At 44.6% G+C, this 19,998-nt stretch carries 17 protein-coding genes; 2 read left to right on the forward strand and 15 right to left on the reverse strand.

Features of this window, described 5'->3' with window-relative positions; all coding sequences use genetic code 11:
* Positions 1 to 89: 89 nt before the first annotated feature.
* Positions 90 to 1,331: an NADH:flavin oxidoreductase/NADH oxidase family protein gene (locus tag ACYX4M_RS01845; protein WP_476081650.1), complete on the forward strand. Its 1,242-nt coding sequence runs from the start codon at positions 90 to 92 to the stop codon at positions 1,329 to 1,331.
* A gap of 180 nt (positions 1,332 to 1,511) precedes the next feature.
* On the forward strand, positions 1,512 to 2,384 hold the full coding sequence (locus ACYX4M_RS01850) for an aspartoacylase (protein WP_476081651.1): 873 nt from the start codon (positions 1,512 to 1,514) through the stop codon (positions 2,382 to 2,384).
* A 222-nt stretch (positions 2,385 to 2,606) separates the two neighbouring features.
* Here the strand turns inward: ACYX4M_RS01850 and ACYX4M_RS01855 are convergent, their stop codons facing one another.
* The 15 genes from ACYX4M_RS01855 to lpxC all read right to left on the reverse strand — a co-directional run bounded on the left by ACYX4M_RS01855 (position 2,607) and on the right by lpxC (position 19,870).
* Entirely contained in the window at positions 2,607 to 3,896 is a 1,290-nt protein-coding gene (locus ACYX4M_RS01855; RefSeq protein ID WP_476081652.1) for a methyl-accepting chemotaxis protein, read from the reverse strand.
* A 9-nt stretch (positions 3,897 to 3,905) separates the two neighbouring features.
* Positions 3,906 to 4,274, reverse strand: a complete 369-nt coding sequence (locus tag ACYX4M_RS01860) for a response regulator (RefSeq protein ID WP_474871394.1) — start codon at positions 4,272 to 4,274, stop codon at positions 3,906 to 3,908.
* Positions 4,271 to 5,026, reverse strand: coding sequence for a ParA family protein (locus tag ACYX4M_RS01865; protein ID WP_476081653.1), 756 nt, complete (start codon positions 5,024 to 5,026; stop codon positions 4,271 to 4,273). The genes ACYX4M_RS01860 and ACYX4M_RS01865 overlap by 4 nt, the downstream gene beginning before the upstream one ends.
* Positions 5,023 to 5,280 carry a hypothetical protein gene (locus tag ACYX4M_RS01870; RefSeq protein ID WP_039218621.1) on the reverse strand — a complete coding sequence of 86 codons (258 nt, stop codon included), beginning with the start codon at positions 5,278 to 5,280 and terminating at the stop codon, positions 5,023 to 5,025. The genes ACYX4M_RS01865 and ACYX4M_RS01870 overlap by 4 nt, the downstream gene beginning before the upstream one ends.
* Complete coding sequence (locus tag ACYX4M_RS01875) at positions 5,271 to 7,817, reverse strand: chemotaxis protein CheA (protein WP_476081654.1); 2,547 nt, start codon at positions 7,815 to 7,817, stop codon at positions 5,271 to 5,273. The genes ACYX4M_RS01870 and ACYX4M_RS01875 overlap by 10 nt, the downstream gene beginning before the upstream one ends.
* Positions 7,817 to 8,185, reverse strand: coding sequence for a response regulator (locus ACYX4M_RS01880; protein WP_039218627.1), 369 nt, complete (start codon positions 8,183 to 8,185; stop codon positions 7,817 to 7,819). Before ACYX4M_RS01880 ends, ACYX4M_RS01875 begins: the two co-directional genes overlap by 1 nt.
* 1 nt (position 8,186) lies before the next feature.
* Positions 8,187 to 9,041, reverse strand: a complete 855-nt coding sequence (locus tag ACYX4M_RS01885) for a CheR family methyltransferase (RefSeq protein ID WP_334049715.1) — start codon at positions 9,039 to 9,041, stop codon at positions 8,187 to 8,189.
* On the reverse strand, positions 9,041 to 9,676 hold the full coding sequence (locus tag ACYX4M_RS01890; RefSeq protein ID WP_476081655.1) for a HEAT repeat domain-containing protein: 636 nt from the start codon (positions 9,674 to 9,676) through the stop codon (positions 9,041 to 9,043). Before ACYX4M_RS01890 ends, ACYX4M_RS01885 begins: the two co-directional genes overlap by 1 nt.
* A 14-nt stretch (positions 9,677 to 9,690) precedes the next feature.
* Positions 9,691 to 10,728 (reverse strand): chemotaxis-specific protein-glutamate methyltransferase CheB, encoded by a 1,038-nt coding sequence (gene cheB / locus ACYX4M_RS01895; RefSeq protein ID WP_476081656.1) that lies wholly within the window; start codon positions 10,726 to 10,728, stop codon positions 9,691 to 9,693.
* 41 nt (positions 10,729 to 10,769) lie between these two features.
* Complete coding sequence (locus tag ACYX4M_RS01900) at positions 10,770 to 12,317, reverse strand: chemotaxis protein CheW (RefSeq protein WP_476081657.1); 1,548 nt, start codon at positions 12,315 to 12,317, stop codon at positions 10,770 to 10,772.
* Positions 12,318 to 12,346: 29 nt separating this feature from the next.
* The gene (locus ACYX4M_RS01905) at positions 12,347 to 14,254 is read right to left on the reverse strand and encodes a methyl-accepting chemotaxis protein (RefSeq protein ID WP_476081658.1); all 1,908 of its coding nucleotides are present in this window, start codon (positions 14,252 to 14,254) and stop codon (positions 12,347 to 12,349) included.
* A 334-nt stretch (positions 14,255 to 14,588) separates the two neighbouring features.
* Entirely contained in the window at positions 14,589 to 14,984 is a 396-nt protein-coding gene (gene mutT / locus ACYX4M_RS01910) for an 8-oxo-dGTP diphosphatase MutT (RefSeq protein WP_476081659.1), read from the reverse strand.
* Entirely contained in the window at positions 14,984 to 17,692 is a 2,709-nt protein-coding gene (gene secA, locus ACYX4M_RS01915) for a preprotein translocase subunit SecA (RefSeq protein ID WP_476081660.1), read from the reverse strand. Before secA ends, mutT begins: the two co-directional genes overlap by 1 nt.
* 179 nt (positions 17,693 to 17,871) lie before the next feature.
* Positions 17,872 to 18,750, reverse strand: coding sequence for a peptidoglycan DD-metalloendopeptidase family protein (locus ACYX4M_RS01920; protein WP_476081661.1), 879 nt, complete (start codon positions 18,748 to 18,750; stop codon positions 17,872 to 17,874).
* A 208-nt stretch (positions 18,751 to 18,958) separates the two neighbouring features.
* Positions 18,959 to 19,870 carry a UDP-3-O-acyl-N-acetylglucosamine deacetylase gene (gene lpxC, locus ACYX4M_RS01925; RefSeq protein ID WP_334056746.1) on the reverse strand — a complete coding sequence of 304 codons (912 nt, stop codon included), beginning with the start codon at positions 19,868 to 19,870 and terminating at the stop codon, positions 18,959 to 18,961.
* Positions 19,871 to 19,998 lie beyond the last annotated feature (128 nt).

The raw sequence follows: 19,998 nt of genomic DNA on the forward strand, positions 1-19,998 counted from the left end.
CAACTCATCTCTATAATTTATACTTGACCTTAAAGTTAACTTTAAGCTTAAAGTGACGTCAACTTTATTTGCTACGCGAGAACAGTACTATGCCATCAAATGCCTTTACCCCTTTTACCTTACCCAACGGCAATCTTATAAAGAACCGGCTTGCTAAAGCTGCAATGGAAGAAAACATGGCAGAGCCACACCAGCTACCAGGAGAAGCATTACGCACGCTTTATCGTGCGTGGGCTGACGGTGGTGTTGGTTTAATCATTACAGGTAACGTGATGGTAGACCACATGGCCATGACAGGTCCAGGTGGACTAGTGCTAGAGTCACATACACCACTGTCACCTTTTGCAGAGCTTGCAAAAGAAGCGAAGAGAAACAACACCCGTTTATGGATGCAAATAAACCACCCTGGGCGTCAAGTATTCAAAAAGATGGGTGGAAAAGTTTTATCACCATCGGATGTACCGCTAGATATGGGTAAACACTCAGGTTTATTCGAACAACCGAAAGCCATGACAGAAGATGAAATTGAAGATGTAATAGCACGCTTCGTTACAACCGCTACATTGGCTAAAAGTGCTGGCTATGATGGCGTACAAATTCATGCTGCTCACGGGTATTTATTGGCTCAGTTTTTGTCACCACTCACTAATAAAAGAACGGACAGATGGGGAGGTTCTCTAGAAAACAGAGCACGACTTCTACTTGTCATTGTAGAAAAAATACAGCAAGAGTGTGGGAAAAACTTTGACATTGCAGTGAAACTTAACTCTGCGGATTTTCAAAGAGGCGGGTTCGATGTTGATGATGCTATTGACGTTGTTACCCTTCTCGAGTCATTGCAAATTGATTTGGTTGAGCTATCTGGAGGGAGTTATGAGTCACCTGCTATGCAGGGTCGAACGGCAGACGACAGGACACTGTCTCGTGAAGCTTACTTTCTTGAATTTGCGGCTCAAATAGCAAAAGCAACAAAACTTCCAGTAATGACAACCGGTGGGATACGAAGACTTTCCATTGCCGAGAACGTAATCAGTAGTGGCGTTCAAATGGTCGGTATTGCTAGCGCACTTGCTTTAACACCTGACCTGCCTAACCAATGGCAAAGCTCGCCTCTTATTGAAGGTGTTATACCTGTGGTGAATTGGAAAGATAAAACATTGGCTGGTCTAGCGACGATGGCGCAGGTGAAACGTCAGCTTCGCAGAATTGGACATGGTAAACCTGCTGTTTCAAATGCCAACCCAATCATTTCTTTGTTGTTAGATCAGTTAAGGTCAGCCAAGTTGACCAAGCGTTATCGTCAGCAATATTCAAGGGAAGTTTCTGAATAATCGCTGAAAATGCTGGTTAGGGCTATTTTCGAAAGCCACAGTCTCATGTAGTATTTCATCACTAATCGATGACTGTGGCACATCCTAAATTGCGTTACGTATACTGATGTCATGCTCGGTCAACGATTTCATTTTTAGTGCTGCTCTAATTTGGTAAGCACTGACTTCAAAGGAAATTCAATGTTTAAATCAATTGCACTCGTTGGTGGTACTCATGGCAATGAGACCAGTGGTATTCAGCTTATTCGAAACTGGCAGCAATTTGGGCTACCTTCGCGATTTAATGAGCTAAATATATCGTTGAACATTGCCAATGAAGCGGCCCTTGATGCGAACGTGCGTTTTGTAGAAGAAGATTTAAACCGTCAGTTTACCTTTGAGCGTTTATCAGATAACAGCACCGCTAAAGAAGCCGTGCTTGCTAAATCGCTAAATGAGAAACTTGGCCCAAAGGGCAAGTCAAACACCGATTTTGTGATTGATATTCATAATACCACCAGCGAAATGGGCGCTACGCTAATCATTTTAGAAGCGGATGAGTTTCACATTCAGCTAGCACGGTTCGTTAAGCAACAAATGCCTGAAGCAAATATTTTGGTGGAAGACGAAAAGCCTTATCTGGAGCACGGTTATTTATGTACCACTGGTAAGAAAGGCGTAATGATTGAAGTGGGTGGTCAGCCACAGGGGGTGCTGAGAGAGGATGTTTACCTTCTAACGCAAACCATGGCCGAGGCCATTTTAGATTTTTGTGTTGCTTATAATAATCAAGAGATAAAAACAGACGCATTGCCAGCGTGTGAAGCGTTTCGCTTAGGTGAAAACGTCGGCTTTCCTTTAGATAGAGATGGCGCACGTAGCGCGATGATCCACCACTCATTGCAAGACAATGATTTTAAACCCTTGCTACCGGGTTCTCCCATGTTTAGAACCTTTGATGGAAAAGATATCCCGTGGGATGGGGAAAAAGAAACCTATCCGCATTTTATAAATGAAGCGGCTTACTTTAAGCTGGACGTTGCGTTTGCTACGTCTGAGCGTATCACCCTTTAGCCAATACAGGTTGGTTACTCTGCAACTTTCAAAAGTTAACGCAGAAACCAACTGGCGATATCAAAAAAACGCTGAAACGCTTAAAGCATTAAATAGAAAAATGCCGGTCAGAGACCGACTGGCATTTTTGTTGTAAGGTAGGCTTTCTCGCACGTCAGCCTAAGTTTCACGGCTCGCTCAACTTAAAGAAATGAACATAGGCGGCACCTGAGTCAGAGTATGTTAAAAAAGCTCTATCTTCGGCTCTCGCGCCTCTTCAAACTCATTCTTTTCTTCTGGCGAAGATTCATTAATATCAAAGTGGATTTTACGCTGGTCTTCCATCACATATTTTTCAAACATTTCTTTAGTGCTTAAATTAAACGACTCATCAAAATGCTCGCGGTTATTAATGTAAGAAGAAAACTGTCCAAACAGACTAACAATGGCGTCTTGCTCTAGCTTCACGTGTTCGGTGCGCTGGCGAATAATATCTTGGAATTGAATTTTTGCGATTGCGCCACTTACTTTAAATGCAACCTCTGTTGCACTTTGCGAGAAGCATGCCAGCATCTTGGGGTTAAGATCTTCTAGTACACGATAGTGTGCAGTTATATTTTCCAGCGACTCAGAAAACCCTGTTAGTAATTCGCACGTATCATTTGCTCGTGTTGAGCTCAGCATTTTTTCGCCCTGCAGATGCGCTGCATCGAGGGCAGATTTAATACCCGTTTCAATTTTTTCTGCTGCATCTGAGGACTGAGACGATAGAATGCGCACTTGTTCAGCTACCACGGCAAACCCGCGCCCATATTCGCCAGCACGCGCTGCTTCAATTGCCGCATTGAGCGCTAACAAGTTGGTTTGGGACGCAATATTTTTGACAAGTTCGGTAAGCTCTTTAAGATTTTCAACCTCACGCATTACCCCTTGAATAGCTTCAGTATCTGCAATCTGCTGCGCTCGCTGCGTGCTGATCATTTCTTTTATATTGGAGAGGCGCTGAGCTGCAATTTCAAATTCGTCCGCACTTTTTTCTTTACAGCTTATGGCATTTTTCTGACCTAATTCAACATTATCTATACTGTCTTGAATACTGCTTTCAATTTCATACAGCGCTTTCATCAACTCCATTGAAGCGTCTTCAGTTATTGCACTTATGCCGTCCATCTGGCCTTTCAATATGGCCACGTAATCATTAACCTGAGTATGTGTTTCGCTTAATTGGGAGGAGGTTTCCTGCAGATAACTCTCTTGGCTTTTGAGCTTATTCGTAAACACCTGGTTTTGTCTGCGTACATACCATGGCATAAAACTGGCCATTCCTAAGATAGTCATTAAGACACCAGCGTGAACGCCCATTAACTCAAGAGGAATGCTCAAAGACCCAACAATTCCAACTAATGCCACGCTCAATAGGCCGCCCCAAAGTAAAAGCGAATCCTGCATGCTACCTGTCTTTTCCTTAAGCACTTTTACTTTCTCAGCGAGCACTGTTTCGTAATACTGCTTTGCTTTTTCAAGTACTTTCATGTCTCTACCTTATGCAGCTGGTACCAACTGCTTTACTACACCTAACAATTGCTCTGGCTCGACGGGTTTGACAAGCCAGCCTGTAGCACCAGCAGCTTTCGCTTCTTCTCGACGACTTTGCTGCGATTCCGTAGTTAACATCAACATGGGGGTAAATCTAAATTTCGATTGCTGCTTCAATGTTTTTATTAGCTCGATACCATTCATACCTGGCATGTTTAGGTCAGTAATAATCAACTTGGGCGATATTGATTCAAGCGCTGTCATAGCCGCTTCCGCACTTTCTGACTTTGTTACCGTATAGCCTGCCCGCTTTAGCAGCATTTCCATACTCATCAGCATTGTTGCTGAATCATCTACTAAGTGTATTGCGCTCATTGCATTACCTCTTGTTTATAGCCGATTAACTGTTTACACAATTCAGTATAGTCTCGAGCTCCACGACTGTGAGGCGCATAGGCAAATACCGGCTTTTTTTTTGCGAATGCTTCGGCTAATGTTATGTTTTTATGTATTGGACTAAGCACTTTATTTCGACCATAGCGGCCGTACCAGTTGCTCAATTCTTGGCGATGTAGCTTTAAGTTTTGCTCTACCATTACCGGCAAAATGGTTAAGCTTGTCGCTCTAAACTTGCGCTCTGTCATGGCTTTGCGACACGCATTTAACAGCTTTTGTACACCGTCGCTTGCAAGTGGCATTGGCGTAGCAGGTATAATGATATCCGTAGCGGCGGACAGTGCTGCCATTAGCTGAGAGCTTAGCGTTGGCGGCGTGTCGATAATAACGATATCGAAATACGTCGATACTTGGTCGCTATCGCACCACAAACGGATAGCGTCTAATGCAATATCATCGTTAGTGTTTGCGCGCGTGGTGTCGACATTGGTGGCGTATATTTTTTCACTACATTTAACAATCGAAGTAAAAAAGCCTTTAATAGGCATGGTGGTTATGATGTTTTGCGTCTCAGTGCCAAGCGCCGTCAAGCCTTGCATCACGTGCCCTTGATTATCTAAATCCAGAACTAAAACACGGTTGCCATGTTGCGCCAAACCAAAAGCAAGGTTGACCACTGTAGTAGTCTTTGCTGTCCCACCTTTGCGATTCGCAACCGTGATCACTCTCATTCACACCACACTTTATTGTTGTCTGATTGAAGCATTTCTACTATCCAATATAGTTCTGACGATTCGGGCTGTACACTAACCTTTGGTCGTAAGCACAGTAGCACTTGGAAAACTGCAGTATGTGCTGTTGTTAACGTCTTCAAGTTCAACTGTCGCGAGGCGTCCTCTGTCAGCCAACTAAATAGGGTTTCGGCCTCTTCAATTTCACAATGCCCAGTAAGCACTGCTACTTTTTTCTTGTACGTTACAGGCATGTGGATAAAACCTCCTGCACATTAATTATGAGCAATACCCTTCCATCTCCAAGCAATGCTGTACCTGAGAAATGGGAGTAGCCAGCAAGGACGCCTTCAAGGGGTTTTTGAATAACGTCAATACCTTCATGAAACTTATCAATAATAAGTCCAAACTCGCCCTGCGGCGTTGACACAACTAATACCGAGTGTTCCTCTTTACCGACGTCAGGTTCGAACCCGAGCGCATTTCGCAAATTACAAAGCGGTATTAATTTATCGCGTATCACCAACACGTTTTCATTGCGAATTCGCTGAATGTCCTGTGTAGGAACTTTCACCGTCTCTACTACCGCATCCATACTTACGCCAAACATTTGATCGTTTACTTCAAACATCATGACGCGATTCACTGACATAGTCTGAGGAAGAAGCAACTTGAACGTAGAGCCTACGCCAACCTCACTATGCATTTCTATAGTACCGCCTGCCTGACTTACCATGGTTTTTACTGCATCCATGCCCACCCCACGACCGGACAGGTCCGACACTTGTTCACTGGTAGAAAACCCTGCGGCGAAAATCAACTGAAGTGCCTCATTATCGTCTATGCTCTCAAGCTGTGATTCCGTTATTACGCCTTTCTGAAAAGCGAGAAGCTTAATTTTATGGGGATCAATGCCCTTCCCATCGTCACGTATTTCAATAATGACACTGTCATCAAGGGGAGTAGCAATTAAATCAATACGCCCAGTTTCAGGCTTTCCCGCCTCTATTCTGTCTTCGGGTGATTCAATACCATGGTCAACGCTATTGCGCAGTAGATGAATGAGAGGTTCAGATAAAGACTCAATTAAATTTTTATCGAACTCGGTGTCTTCACCCTGCATACAAAGTTCGATTTTTTTGTCGAGTTTTCTCGATAAATCTCTGACCAACCTTGGATAGCGCTGGAAAACATGAGAAACCGGCACCATTCGTATCTGCAATACTGCACTTTGCAATGACTCGGTTAAACGATTAACAATTGAAAAATGCGCTTTTATCTGTTTGCTAAGCTTTTTACTTCCACCTTCTTCTTCAGCTTGCTTCGCCAAATAAGGAAGTGAATTTTTTGCAACCGTTAGTTCGCCGACTATGTCCATTAAATAGTCAATTTTGCTTTGGTCGACTTTGAGCATCTTGACGGCTTGTCGTTCAGCTTTAGCCGGTTGAGAAGTCTCTTCTTCTGCTGTCTGCGTCTCTATTTCGTTTGTCGTGTCGGTAGTTTCAACAACAATGTCCTGCTCTTCAGCGGTGTCGTTTGACGCGTCTTCTATCGCAACATTAATTGCGCTTATTAGCTCCGCTTCATCGCTGAATGTTTGCTTTAGCACATTGCCGACAAGCATCGAAATTGAAGGAAACATAAATTCTGCGTTATAGCCTTCAGAGTTGATCAATGCTAATTGTTGCGTTAATAACTCTTTTTCATGTGGTAATAAGCCCTCTTTACCAGGCTCAATAGCACCGCTGGCCGGGTCGTCCACAGAGTCCTCTGGACCGCCGACTTGTTTGTCGTCATCAAGAAACGTAAGATCGTGATCAGATGATAGAAATGACAACACCGCTTTTGTTGGCATAGCGTGTGTTTGCGACGCTAGTAAAAGCCCAGCGGTCGACTGCAGCATATTGGTATCACCAGTCTCACGAGCCGTTTTTAAAGCCTCATTTAACGCTTCATCATTAAGCTGCACCACGCTATCGAGAATCTTGTCTTTACAGCGATATTTAAGCGCCTGCTGAGTAAGCTTATGTAGTTTATACTGACCTTCATAATAGGCCATATGCGTCACAACAGCGTCTTCGCTCGCCTCGCCAAGGGCAGTTATTTTTAAAACACATTGATAAACATCGGCATCAGCGGCCATCGCAGGGGCGTTGATTTCGAACGCGTGCAAACCCGGCAGCGCCAGTGCGACATTCACAGGGTCCTCACCGCGAAAAAAGCAACCTTCATCAGGCGTATATTCCATGACATACAGTTCCGATGATGCGCTTTTCGATAATAACGCTATATCCGCATTGTCATCGAATGCTTCAAGCGCAGTGGCTACTGAATCAACGATTTCGTTGGTACTGCTATCAGCGTGAGTGGCAGTGTCTTGCTCAGCTGTATTTTCACCAGCTTGAGATGGGTCGATGAAGGCTCTAAGTTGTGCACTTAAATCGCCAGAGATTGGCTGCCATTCAGCGAGCTTTTGAGTTCCATTTTCTAGCTCATCAAACCACATAGATATCTGGTCTAGCGCCTCGAGAAGTAGGTCACCAATTTCGTCGTTGTAATCAACCTCTTTAGCTCGCACGCTGTCTAGCAAATCTTCCGCGGCATGAGCCAAACGCGTTAGTGGTTTTATATCGAATAAGTCTGACGAACCTTTGATAGTGTGTAAATCTCTGAAGATTTTGTCCACTTTGTCCGATGATGGGCCAGAGGCCTGTATCTCAATAAGTTCTTGGCTTGCAGACTCTAGGTTCTCCCGAGACTCACCGATAAATACGTCGAGTAGTTCACTCATTAGCTACCTCCTAATACCGCGCTAACCACAGACTTAAGTGAGTCAGCGTCCACAGGCTTAGTCATGTAGAAATTTGCACCGCATTGATAGGCTCGTTGCGCGTCTTGAGTCGCAGACTCTGTACTTATCATGATGATGGGAACAGCGCGTAAAAGCTCGTTTTGCCGTATTTCTTTACAGAGTCGGTAACCGTCCATTTTCGGCATATTCACATCGACCAAAAACAAATCGATAGGTGTGCCTATGGCTTTTTCCAGCGCTTCCACACCATTTTCAGCTTCTTCCACGACGCGATCGTCAGAAGATACCAACATTTTATGAAACATTCTGACCGTAGACGCATCGTCAACTATCATTACTGTTTTCATGTTACGCCCCTCCTGCAAGTGGCTTTTGGTAGGCAATAACATCACCGAACTTACGCACTTTAAACATAGACGATATACGGCTCATTGACTCACTGTGACCTAAAAAGATGTAGCCGCCCGGCTTCATCGCATCAAACAAAACATGTGCTGCTTTTTTACGCGATTCATCGTCAAAATAAATGAGCAGATTTCGGCAAAATACCAAGTCAAAATGTCGAAACCCCTTCATGTTTGTACCTGATAGAATATTAGCTAGCGAAAATGAAACCGATTCTCTTATGTCGTCACATAGCTGAAATTGGCCATTGGTTTCTATGAAGTACTTTTTTACCAACGCGGTTGGAATGTTCTGCACCGAGCGCTTTGAATAAAGCCCTTTTTTAGCAGACGCTAGAACATTGCTGTCAATATCTGAAGACGCAATCTCTACATCTCGATGAGCTAGCCCTTTCCAGTTTTCTATAAGATGAATTGCTATAGAGTACGGCTCTTCGCCCGTGCTTGAAGGCACAGACCAAATCCGTAAGTCTTCTCCAGGTGGGCGATAACTATCGAGCTCATCCATGATATAGCGTGTCATTGCATCAAATTGGTACTCTTCGCGGAAAAAGTAGGTTTCATTCACTGTCATTGCGTTGACTAGGTTTTGAAACTCTTCACCCGACGCTTGGAACCGCATAAAGGTAAAATAACTTTTGAAGTTAGTGTGCCCCGTAGCTTTCATTCGCTCGTGTAGACGTTTATCAACAAAATAACGTTTCGAATTTTCAAAATGGATCCCGGTTTTTCGGTAAAACATCGACCGAAAGCGCTCGAAATCAGCAACAGCAATTTTTTCCAACGTTTCTGGAGTCATTACGCACTCCCTAATTGATTTCGAATTAGGCTAATGACAAAAGAAATATAGGCATGATTAGGAAAACGGCTTTCTACAGTTTGCAATATTTCATGGGTAGAGCTATCAGACACCTCTGCAAGCTTGTCTAAAGCTGTACCCACAACATTTTCATTGCCGTCATTAAGTGCAATATGATGCAGCCAATTTAACGCATCGGGGTGTGCTACTGCACCAATAATGTCAACACAAAAGATACGCGTATCTGGGTCATCGTCTTGCATAAGTTTATGCACATTGTTTGCGAACAAATCAGGGTTTTGCTGCATAAGTTCAATAGCACCGTTACGCAATTGTACTTGTTCGCTCTTCAACATGCCTATTAGTTGAGATGCATCGGCATCCGTCATATTGTGCTCAAGCGCACTAAATAATGCTTCGATAACTGTTGGGTCGTTTTCCGCTGGGAGTCGCGCTAAAAAGGCCTTGTGCGCATTTTCTTCACCGCTTAAATCCCGCACTGCCCAGCGCCTTACGCTGCTGTCTGGGGAGGCTAAATCGGCTACCATCTGCTGTGGCGTTCGTTGAGCACTGCGCTTTTCTTCTTGTTGAATTACTATGTCGTCACTGGCGTTTGATTTCTTTTTTAAACCCATAACACTTGCTCCTGTTATCGACAAAGTGCATTCAACTTTGACACTATTTTAGGACTGTCTAATACATGACTAGCGCAGCCGGCCTCTATCAGTTCTTTTGGCATACCGAATACAACGGATGTCGCTTCACTCTCGGCAATTGTTGTAGCACCACCTTTGTATGCTTTACTCATTGCAGCTACACCATCGCTGCCCATTCCAGTTAGCTGAACACATAACATAGCGAGTGGCTCGTAACAATTCAGTGCGCTATCGACCATACGATCGACACTAGGGTGCCATAAAAAGCTGGGACTCGCAGGTACGGGGCGAACGTGAATATCCGCACCCGCTTTGGAAAAAGCTAAATCAGCATCGCCCTTCGCCAAGTAGATTTTTCCCGCCTCAAGAATCATTCTTGAGTCAACTTCGACAACTGTTAGCGGACTTAAGCCATCGAGTCGCTTGGCCAATGCTTGGGTAAACGAAGCTGGCATATGCTGTGAAATCACAATGGGTGCTGGAAATGTGGGCGATATATTCGTTACTAGGTGTTCCAGCTTTCGCGGCCCGCCAGTTGAGACGCCTATCATTACAATTTCAAAGGGCGTGCTTTTATTGTTCCTCACCACACGCTGCTTTACGACGGGGGGCGCCTTGATAGTGGGGCGCTGTGCCCTTCCCGTCTTTGCTAACGCATTTATTTTGTTGATTAAAGGCGTTTCTATATCAGAAATGTCTCGGCTAACAGTGCCCCCTGTTTTCAGTACAAAGTCGCTGGCGCCTAATGCTAATGCTTCAAGAGTAATAGCCGCACCTTTTTGCGTTAGCGAAGAAACCATAATAGTAGGACATGGATACAACTTTCTTAATAAAGCCAAACATGTCATACCGTCCATCACAGGCATGTTAATATCAAGCGTGATACAATCGGGTTTAAACTCGACCGCTTTAGAAAGCGCTTCTTCACCGTTTCTTGCAACCTGGACAGTGAACCCCTCTTTTTCAAACAATTGAGTAAAGAGTTTGCGCATTAGCGCAGAGTCATCCACTGCAAGCACTTTTACCGACATAGCATCTCCCATTAATCAACCAAGTAAGCTAGCCTACTTAACTAGCACTGCGTTTGTGCTTGAGCCACCGCGTTGTCATTTAGCAAAACATTGGGCTCTATAATTTGAATAATGCGCTTTTCGTCGTTTAATTTTATTAATCGACTTAAAAATTCAGACTGCATTTCTGACAACGAAGGCGCTATTTCAATGGTTTGTTTAACCACAGTTTTTACTTCTGCAACGCCATCAACAATAAAGCCTGTGCGCTGCTTATCCTTCGTTAGCACAACAATTCGCTGTCGTTCAGATGATTCACTGCTTGGAATGCCTAGACGACTTCTTAAGTCGATGACAGGTAGCACCGTGCCACGCAGATTCACAATCCCTTTTAAATAATCAGGGGTACTTGGAATGCTCTCTAGCTTTTCAGGTACTCGGGTTATTTCTTGGGTGTCATCAATGCTTACGCCATATTCCTGACCATTAATCCAAAATATGACGTATTGCTCGCAATCATCTTCATTGATGGCGCCCTCGTTATTCTCGCTCATCTGTGACTCCTGCTTTATGTCTTCATCCAGCGAACTCAACGCTGTCATGAGCGCTCGGCTGTAGACATTATTTAGGTTTATTATCGACACTAGACGCTTTCCACCGTCACTTCTGTAAACTGCTTCAAGAATCCCTGACTCAGCGCCGTCATTACAGACAGAAGGCACGGCCTCTAGCTCGCTTTCAGAAATGGAAACCACATTGCTTACTTTGGCAACAACAAACCCTACGCTGCCGAAGTCGCTGTTCTGTGCTATGACAATACGAGAGGCTTCGTTAATATCGGTATGGACCATGCCAATGCAGTTTGCTAAATCGACGATGGGAATTATTCGACCTCGCAAATTCACTAGCCCAAGCACTGATGGTGCACTTTCTGGAAGCTGAGAAATTTCAGAAGGTACACGAACAATTTCTTCTACGTCCTGTAGGTGAAATGCGAACTCTTGGTCTTCAAGAGAAAAGCAAACCAGTTGCTGCAGGCTATGGTCATCTGATTCAACAATCTCGTCGTCACTGTCTATGTGATGCATTCCCGACAGTTGCATCGTATTACCATCCTGCTTTGTTACGGCTTGTGCTCTGGCTAAAGACGATACGTCGAGTATTTGTTCTACCGGCTGGTCATCTTGCTTGATAATGCCCTGCATGTATTCATAGGCGATAGATTCGGTCATCGACTTTTTATCAATTACCGTTTCATTAGGCACTCCAAATACTTTCAGCACTCTGTCAACCATGAATCCGACACTACCGAGTTCCGATTCTACAACTACCACGCGAGTCACATCGGTAATTTGTAAGCTTACACCCAGCAAAATCATGCTTAGATCATAGACAGGTAAAACATTGCCTCTTAAGTTGGCTAACCCAATCATTTGAGCAGGTCCAAGCGGCACCGACACCACGGTAGGAACCCGTATTATTTCGCCTACAGAGTGCATCGGAAAGGTAAAACGCTCTTCATTCACAAGAAAGGAAACGAATTGCTGTTCACCGTCACTCGTGTCGTCCTGAAGATTTTCAGTACTTTCTACATTTGAAACATCAGTCATAAGAAAGACTCCTCTGACAAGGTGAACCGTTAGCCGTTTTGCATCTCATCTGCTACCGAGGCAATTTCTTCGATAGATTTTGCAAGGATTTCCATGCCTTTACTCTGTTGCTCAGCTGCATTCAGTGCTTGCTGGCAGTTGCTGCTTGCCTGCTCGTTAGCGGCTGCAATCTGCTCAAGGCCTTTTTGCGCTTGTGTAACACCTGCGGCAATTTCCTCACCCCGGTCTTTCATGGCTTGGTTGTACTCCACCACCTCAGAGATATCGACTGCTATCTTTTCAACGTCTTTGGTTGTTTGTACCGCCTTCATCACTTCTCGTGATGCACTCTCGGCTACGTTGGTAAGGTCGGTTTTTACACTCACTGTTTGATCTTGAATGGCTTTGATGAGGTCTTTTATTTGTTCCACATTTTCAGCTGCTTCGTCGGCTAAGCTTTGAATGTCAGCTGAAACAACCGCAAAACCTTTACCATACTCACCCGCTCTCGCTGCCTCGACAGCGCCATTTACCGCGAGCATGCTGGTTTTAACCGAAACCGTTGTAATGGTATCGATGACCTTGTCAATTTGGCGAGTCATGGATTCCATCTCGTTAATGGCACTTACATTCTCTTTACTGGTTTCAAGTGCTAAGTTGATACCACCTACCATGCCTTCGATAAGGGCACGGTTTTCTTTCAAGAGTGCCGTTATTGCATTACCTTTTTCTAGTGCTACATCACACTGAGATGACGCCTTATCAACGCCCTCTCGCAATAAGTCAATATTACCAACGGCTTGGTCTACCGAACTCGCTGCTTGTTGCGACCCATTGTTCACCTGAGTTAGCGCTGTCATAATCTCGCCAGAAGAGCGATTAATCTCCTCTAGCGTTGCCGATAATTCCTCTGCAGAAGAGGCCACTTCTTCAGCGCTTTTATTTATATCGGTGCTATTTTTTAACTCTTCGGTTATAAGTTCTAACGACTGAGCCGCTTGTTCTGCCTGCGATAATGCAACGCTCTGTTCAGATACGTTGGAAGATACTTCTTGCGCTGCTGTAGATTGTTCATCTGCTGCACAAGAGATGGCTTCCGAACCCTGCTGGATCTCTTTAGCGGCGCCATCCATCGATTTAACTTGCGCTTGTAATTCATCTGCACCATCAGCAATCGATTTCATATCATCTTTGATAGTGACTAATTGCTCGGTAACAGCTTCACCTTTAGTAACCTCTTCAAGTGCGGCTTCTGATGAAGACTTAACAGCATCAGATACTAGATTTGATTGTTCCTGAATTTTTTCAATTTGCTTAGCGATATCGGCAGCGCTTTTGTCAGACACTTCCGCAAGGGCACGAACCGTGTCAGCCACTACAGCAAAGCCTTTACCATGCTTGCCGGCACGACCGGCTTCGATAGCAGCATTAAGAGCGAGGAGGTTGGTTTGATCAGCAATACGTGTGACTTGTTTGACAGCCTCGCCAATGTTAGATGCCTGTTGTTCTAACTCGCTCATCATCACTACGGAACGCGATTGATGTTCTGAAGCCGTTTTAACGCTGGTCATCATGGTGCCTAGATCTCCGACCACACGTTCTAAGTACGTTTGGAGCTCATTGGTTTTATCCATGGTTGCACCTGCAAGCTCAAGCTGCGCAACCAGGCCGCCCGATATTTGCGTCACAGCGGCTAAGCTTTCTTGGCTGGCACTACTTGATTCCTCAGCCCCCGCCGCTATCTCGTTTACCGCAGTTGATAGTTGATCGGTTGCACTGGAAGCTTGGTTTACACCGCTGACTAGTTCAGTCGTTGCGGATGCCACACGCTCAGCAGCTTGTTGCTGCCTTGCCAGCGTTCGTGCTTTTCGGCGCTGCTCTTCAGCTTCTTTTCTCATTTTCGCATCCACTTGAACGGTGGGTGCAGCGATTGGATCTGATGTTTTTTTGAGCGCCATGGCGTATCCTCCATTGTACGATTAGTGGTTACGCAATAACTATCGTCAATAAATGAAAACGCAAACGTAATAAACAAAATACCTATGTATAAAAATTAATACGATATTACAACAATTACAATATTTACCCACCAATGTCGCGAATGTCACAAGTGGCACTTTATACTTAAACGGTATTGATAATTAAAGAAATTTAAAAACGGAGAGAGAGGAAGCAGAGTTTAATTGTATGTCAAATTCTATAGGTCTAAGCCCAATTTTAATGATAAATGTTTTTTAAAACACAAATTTATCGTCTAACAATAAGTTAGACCAAAGTAGTAAGTTTCGCCAATTATGAACGAGATAATTTTTGGATGGAGGTAATTATGTCAGCGTTTGCTGATGGAAATTCGGTGCTTTTAAGCTGTGAAATAGGGATCCATCTGCTTCGCTGTCCTTCTTTTCCAAAAGGTTCGCCAACAAAATCATGTACAAGATGTACATCTAGCCTAACCTGCTTGTCTCCGTAATCGTGAGTAATTACAGTAAGTGGTGTAGATGCCGTGACAGATATGCCCACTTCTTCAGCAAGCTCTCGCGTTAGTGCCTGTAGAACGGTCTCACCCTCTTCTACTTTACCGCCGGGAAATTCCCATTTCCCGCCCTGATGAACATCGTCAGGGCGAAGAGTAATGAATATGTCATCGCCGCGGGCGATAACGCCCACAGCAACATGTACAACTTTCATTACTTAAGCTTACCGTGACACTGCTTATACTTTTTACCAGAGCCACACGGACATGGGTCGTTACGGCCTACTTTCGCACCTTCGCGCACTTGCGTACGTACTTTGTCACTTGCTTCTTCTGGCGTTGCGTTCGCTTCTTCGTGCTCAAAGTTCTTAGGCACATCGTCAGCTTGACGACGTTGCTCTTCTACTTTTTGCACGTCTTCTTCAGCTTGTACTTTTACACGCGCAAGAATCGTGATCACTTCAACTTTAAGTGCTTCTAGCATTTGCGAGAACAAGGCAAACGACTCGCGCTTGTATTCTTGCTTAGGGTTCTTCTGTGCATAGCCGCGAAGGTGAATGCCCTGGCGTAGATGATCCATCGCCGCCAAATGCTCTTTCCAATGGCTATCTAGGTTTTGAAGCATTACCGCTTTTTCAAACTGGCGTAGTACCTGCTCGCCTACCACTTCTTCTTTTTGCTTATAGGCGCTTACCACTTCACCTAAGATTCGCTCGCGCAGTTTCTCTTCGTATAGCTTGTCGTCATTTTCAAGCCATGTTTTGATTGGCAGGTCTACGGCGAAGTCGGCACGCATGCGCTCTTCAAGTCCGCTTACATCCCACATTTCTTCAAGAGATTGTGGAGGAATGTATTCATCGACAACGCTTGAAATAACATCTTCACGAATAGCTGCGATAGTCTCGCTGATATCACCTTCGTCAAGAAGTTCATTACGCTGTTCGTAAATAACTTTACGCTGATCGTTGGCTACATCATCGTATTCAAGCAACTGCTTACGAATATCGAAGTTACGACCTTCTACTTTGCGCTGTGCATTTTCAATCGCGCGCGTTACCCATGGGTGCTCAATAGCTTCACCGCGCTCCATGCCTAAACGCTTCATCATGTTGCCCATTTTTTCAGAGGCAAAGATACGCATTAGTGCATCGTCTAATGACAGGTAGAAACGGCTTGAACCTGGGTCACCCTGACGGCCTGAACGACCGCGAAGCTGGTTATCAATACGGCGAGACTCGTGACGCTCTGTACCAATAATGTGTAAACCACCAGATTCAAGTACTGCGTCGTGGCTCTTCTTCCACTCAGCCTTGATCTTTTCGATTTGCGCTTCAGTTGGATTTTCAATTTTCTCAACTTCCGCTTGCCAGTTACCACCTAACACGATGTCGGTACCACGACCTGCCATGTTAGTCGCAATCGTAACCGCGCCTGGCTTACCAGCTTGTGCAACGATATCAGCTTCGTGTTCGTGGAACTTTGCGTTTAGTACCTTATGAGGAATTTTCGACTTTTTAAGAATACGAGAAATCAGCTCTGAGTTCTCGATAGAAACCGTACCTACAAGGGTGGGCTGGCCGCGTTTAACGCACTCTTTAATGTCTTCAACAATAGCTTCGTATTTTTCTTCTGCCGTTAGGTAGATAAGGTCAGCCATATCTTTACGCTGCATAGGACGGTTTGTCGGGATAACTACCGTTTCTAAGCCGTAAATATGGTTAAATTCGAAGGCTTCTGTATCGGCAGTACCTGTCATACCCGCAAGCTTGTTATACAAGCGGAAGTAATTCTGGAAGGTAATTGAAGCAAGGGTTTGGTTTTCGTTTTGAATACGAACCCCTTCTTTCGCTTCTACAGCCTGGTGCAAACCTTCAGACCAGCGACGGCCTTCCATAGTACGACCGGTGTGCTCGTCAACAATAACGATTTGGTCTTCTTTAACAATGTAGTCTACGTCTTTCGCGAACAGCTTGTGTGCGCGAAGGGCCGCGTTAATATGGTGCAGTAATGAAATATTACCTGCAGCAAACAGCGACTCACCTTCAGGCAACAAGCCTTCTTCGTGAAGTATCTCTTCAACGTGCAATTGACCGCGCTCGGTAAGGTGTATTTGTTTTGCTTTAAGGTCGATAGTGTAATCACCATCGCCTTCTTGGCCTTCTTCATCTTCTTTTTCTTGCTGAACAAGCTTGGGAATGATGACGTTGATACGGCGATATAATTCTGAGCTATCTTCAGCTTGGCCAGAGATAATAAGTGGCGTACGGGCTTCGTCGATTAAGATGGAATCAACTTCATCCACTACGGCATAATTAAGTGGGCGCTGAACGCGATCTTGCGGGCTAAACGCCATGTTATCGCGCAGGTAATCAAAGCCAAACTCGTTGTTAGTTCCGTAGGTTACGTCTGCTTGGTAAGCGTCGCGCTTTTGCTCGGGTGACATACCCGGTACGTTACAACCTACACGCATACCTAAAAACATGAATAACTGATTACTCCACTCAGCATCACGACGCGCTAGGTAGTCATTCACGGTAACAACATGAACACCTTTGCCCGATAGGGCATTAAGGTAAGTTGGCAACGTAGCTGTAAGGGTTTTACCTTCACCTGTACGCATTTCGGAAATTTTGCCTTCGTGAAGTACTTGGCCACCTAGCATTTGCACGTCGAAGTGACGCATACCGTAAACACGTTTACTGGCTTCACGTACCGTAGCAAAGGCTTCAATAAGGATACTATCCAGGCTTTCACCTTTTTCGATACGGGCTTTAAATTCGTCAGTTTTTGCCTTTAGCGCCTCATCGGAAAGCTTTTCAAATTCTGCTTCCAGTGCATTAATGGCATCTACGTTTTTGCGTAATTTTTTTAATAATCGGTCGTTTCTACTACCGAATACTTTTCGAAGGATGCTTGAAAACATTAGCTTTTATATTCCACTACTTGTCGAGGCGCCGCGCATCGTGCACAGCTAAATTAAACGTATAAAACACAACGTTAAACACATTGTGTTTTGCGATGTTCTTAAATTATGCTTCTTCGCTTCAAATGAACTTAACTAATAAGGCATTATCAACGAGAATTACCTGGCTGCTACCTTGTCTACTTTTTGTAAACGAAAGGCAGAGGATCGATTGGTTTTCCGTTTCTTATTACTTCGTAGTGGACATGAACGCCAGTTGAGCGCCCTGTATTGCCCATTTTCGCAATTGGCTCCCCTTTGGTCACCACATCGCCTATTGAAACAGTAAGGGTGTCGTTGTGCCCATAGCGGGTAACATAGCCATCACCGTGATCAATTTCTACTAGTTGGCCATAGCCGTAGCGCTCACCCGCCCAGGTCACAATACCTGCGGCAGTTGCTACTACGTTTTCCCCTGCTTTACCCGCGAAGTCTAGCCCTTTGTGCATGGTAGGTTCGCCAGTAAACGGGTCGGCCCGCATACCATAATAAGAAGACAACCACCCTGACTCTATCGGACGACCAGATAATTGGCTCTGTTCGTTGATATGGTGACCCCTTACCAAACTTTCAAGCATAGACAACTGTTGAGACTTTAAATCAAGTGATTGCTCTAGTTTGGCTATTTCGTGAAGGATGGGGTCGTCTTGGAGGTTTTCCGGCATCGATACCGGTACGAAAGCGTCCAGGTCAGCCGCTGACATACCTAATTCTGTTGCGATTTGCTTGCTCTTCTCGTCAAGTAGCGAGGCCTGTGCAGACAATTCTGCAACATGAGAAAGCAAGGCTTTTAGTTTTATCGTGGTTTGTTGTTTTAGCGCTTCAACGTCTTTTTGTTTTTCACTGACTTCAGTTTGCGCTAAACGAACCCGTGCAACATCTTCCGACACAGATTCAGTAGAACGGCTCGACACTAGCATAAAAATAGACGAGAGCACAGTCGCGCTCACGAGCGTACGGACACTAATGCTGTGCCTGTAACGTTTGTTTTTACCTGCTAATGTGATTGTTAATTTCATACCACGAAGAAAATTGCTGTTTCACGCCATTCTTTTTCATATTACTTCATAACACTATGAATGTGTTTTTAGCCAAAGGCGACAACCTTCAACTTATGTTTTTTTGTCGAATGGGTGAAATTTATATTAATTATTCGGCTACTGTATCATTTATTACAGTAATTGCCATATGAAAAAAAGCCGCCCGTTAGGCGGCTTTTCTAAATTTCTACGCTAACGCCGGTTGAGCGTAGCGAATTGGTGCCGTTTCCTGCGAGTCGTAGGTCACAAACTCCCAACACTCTTTCTGTGCCAAAACGGCATTTAAAAGTTTGTTGTTAAGGCCGTGCCCAGTTTTATAAGCACGCAGCTCACCAATTAAACTATGACCGCCAAGGTATAAATCACCAATGGCGTCCAAAATCTTATGCTTTAAGAATTCATCATCGTAGCGTAACCCTTCAGGGTTAAGTACGCGGAACTCATCTAGCGCCACAGCATTCTCCATGCTTCCACCAAGCGCTAGATTATTAGCGTTCATATACTCTAAATCGCTCATGAAGCCGAAGGTACGAGCGCGGCTTACCTCATTAACATACGAGCATGAATCAAAGTCCATAACCATGTGCTGACGAGTTTGACTGATCACAGGGTGGTCAAAGTCGATTTGAAAATCAACACGGAAGCCATCGTAAGGTACTAATTCGGCCCACTTATCGCCATCTTCAACACGAACTGGCTTTTTAATACGAATAAACTGCTTAGGCGCGTTTAATTCTTCAACACCTGCAGATTGAAGTAAGAATACGAACGGGCTAGCGCTTCCGTCCATAATTGGCAGCTCGTTACTGTCTACTTCAACAATAATGTTGTCGATACCTAAACCCGCAAGCGCAGACGCTAAGTGCTCTACCGTTTGGATAGTTACACCGTCTTCATTATTTAGACACGTACACAGCATGGTATTACCTACCGCGTTCGCACGCGAAGGTATGTCAACATGTGGTTCAAGGTCAACACGCCTAAACACGATACCCGTGTTTGCTGGCGCAGGTCGGAGAGTCATTGTGACCTTTTCCCCTTTATGAAGCCCAATTCCGGTCTCTTGTACCGATTGCTTGATTGTACGTTGTCTAATCATCTGCTTAAGCTTTTACCTATTAAAAAAGCGGGCGCGAATTATAGTGAGTTATTACTCACATGTCAAAAAACACCCGTTCTGGCAAGTTTTACCTTGTCAGATTACGCATTTTTTCGACCTATTCACGC

This window comes from Alteromonas sp. ABV4_150 (genome assembly GCF_056311745.1).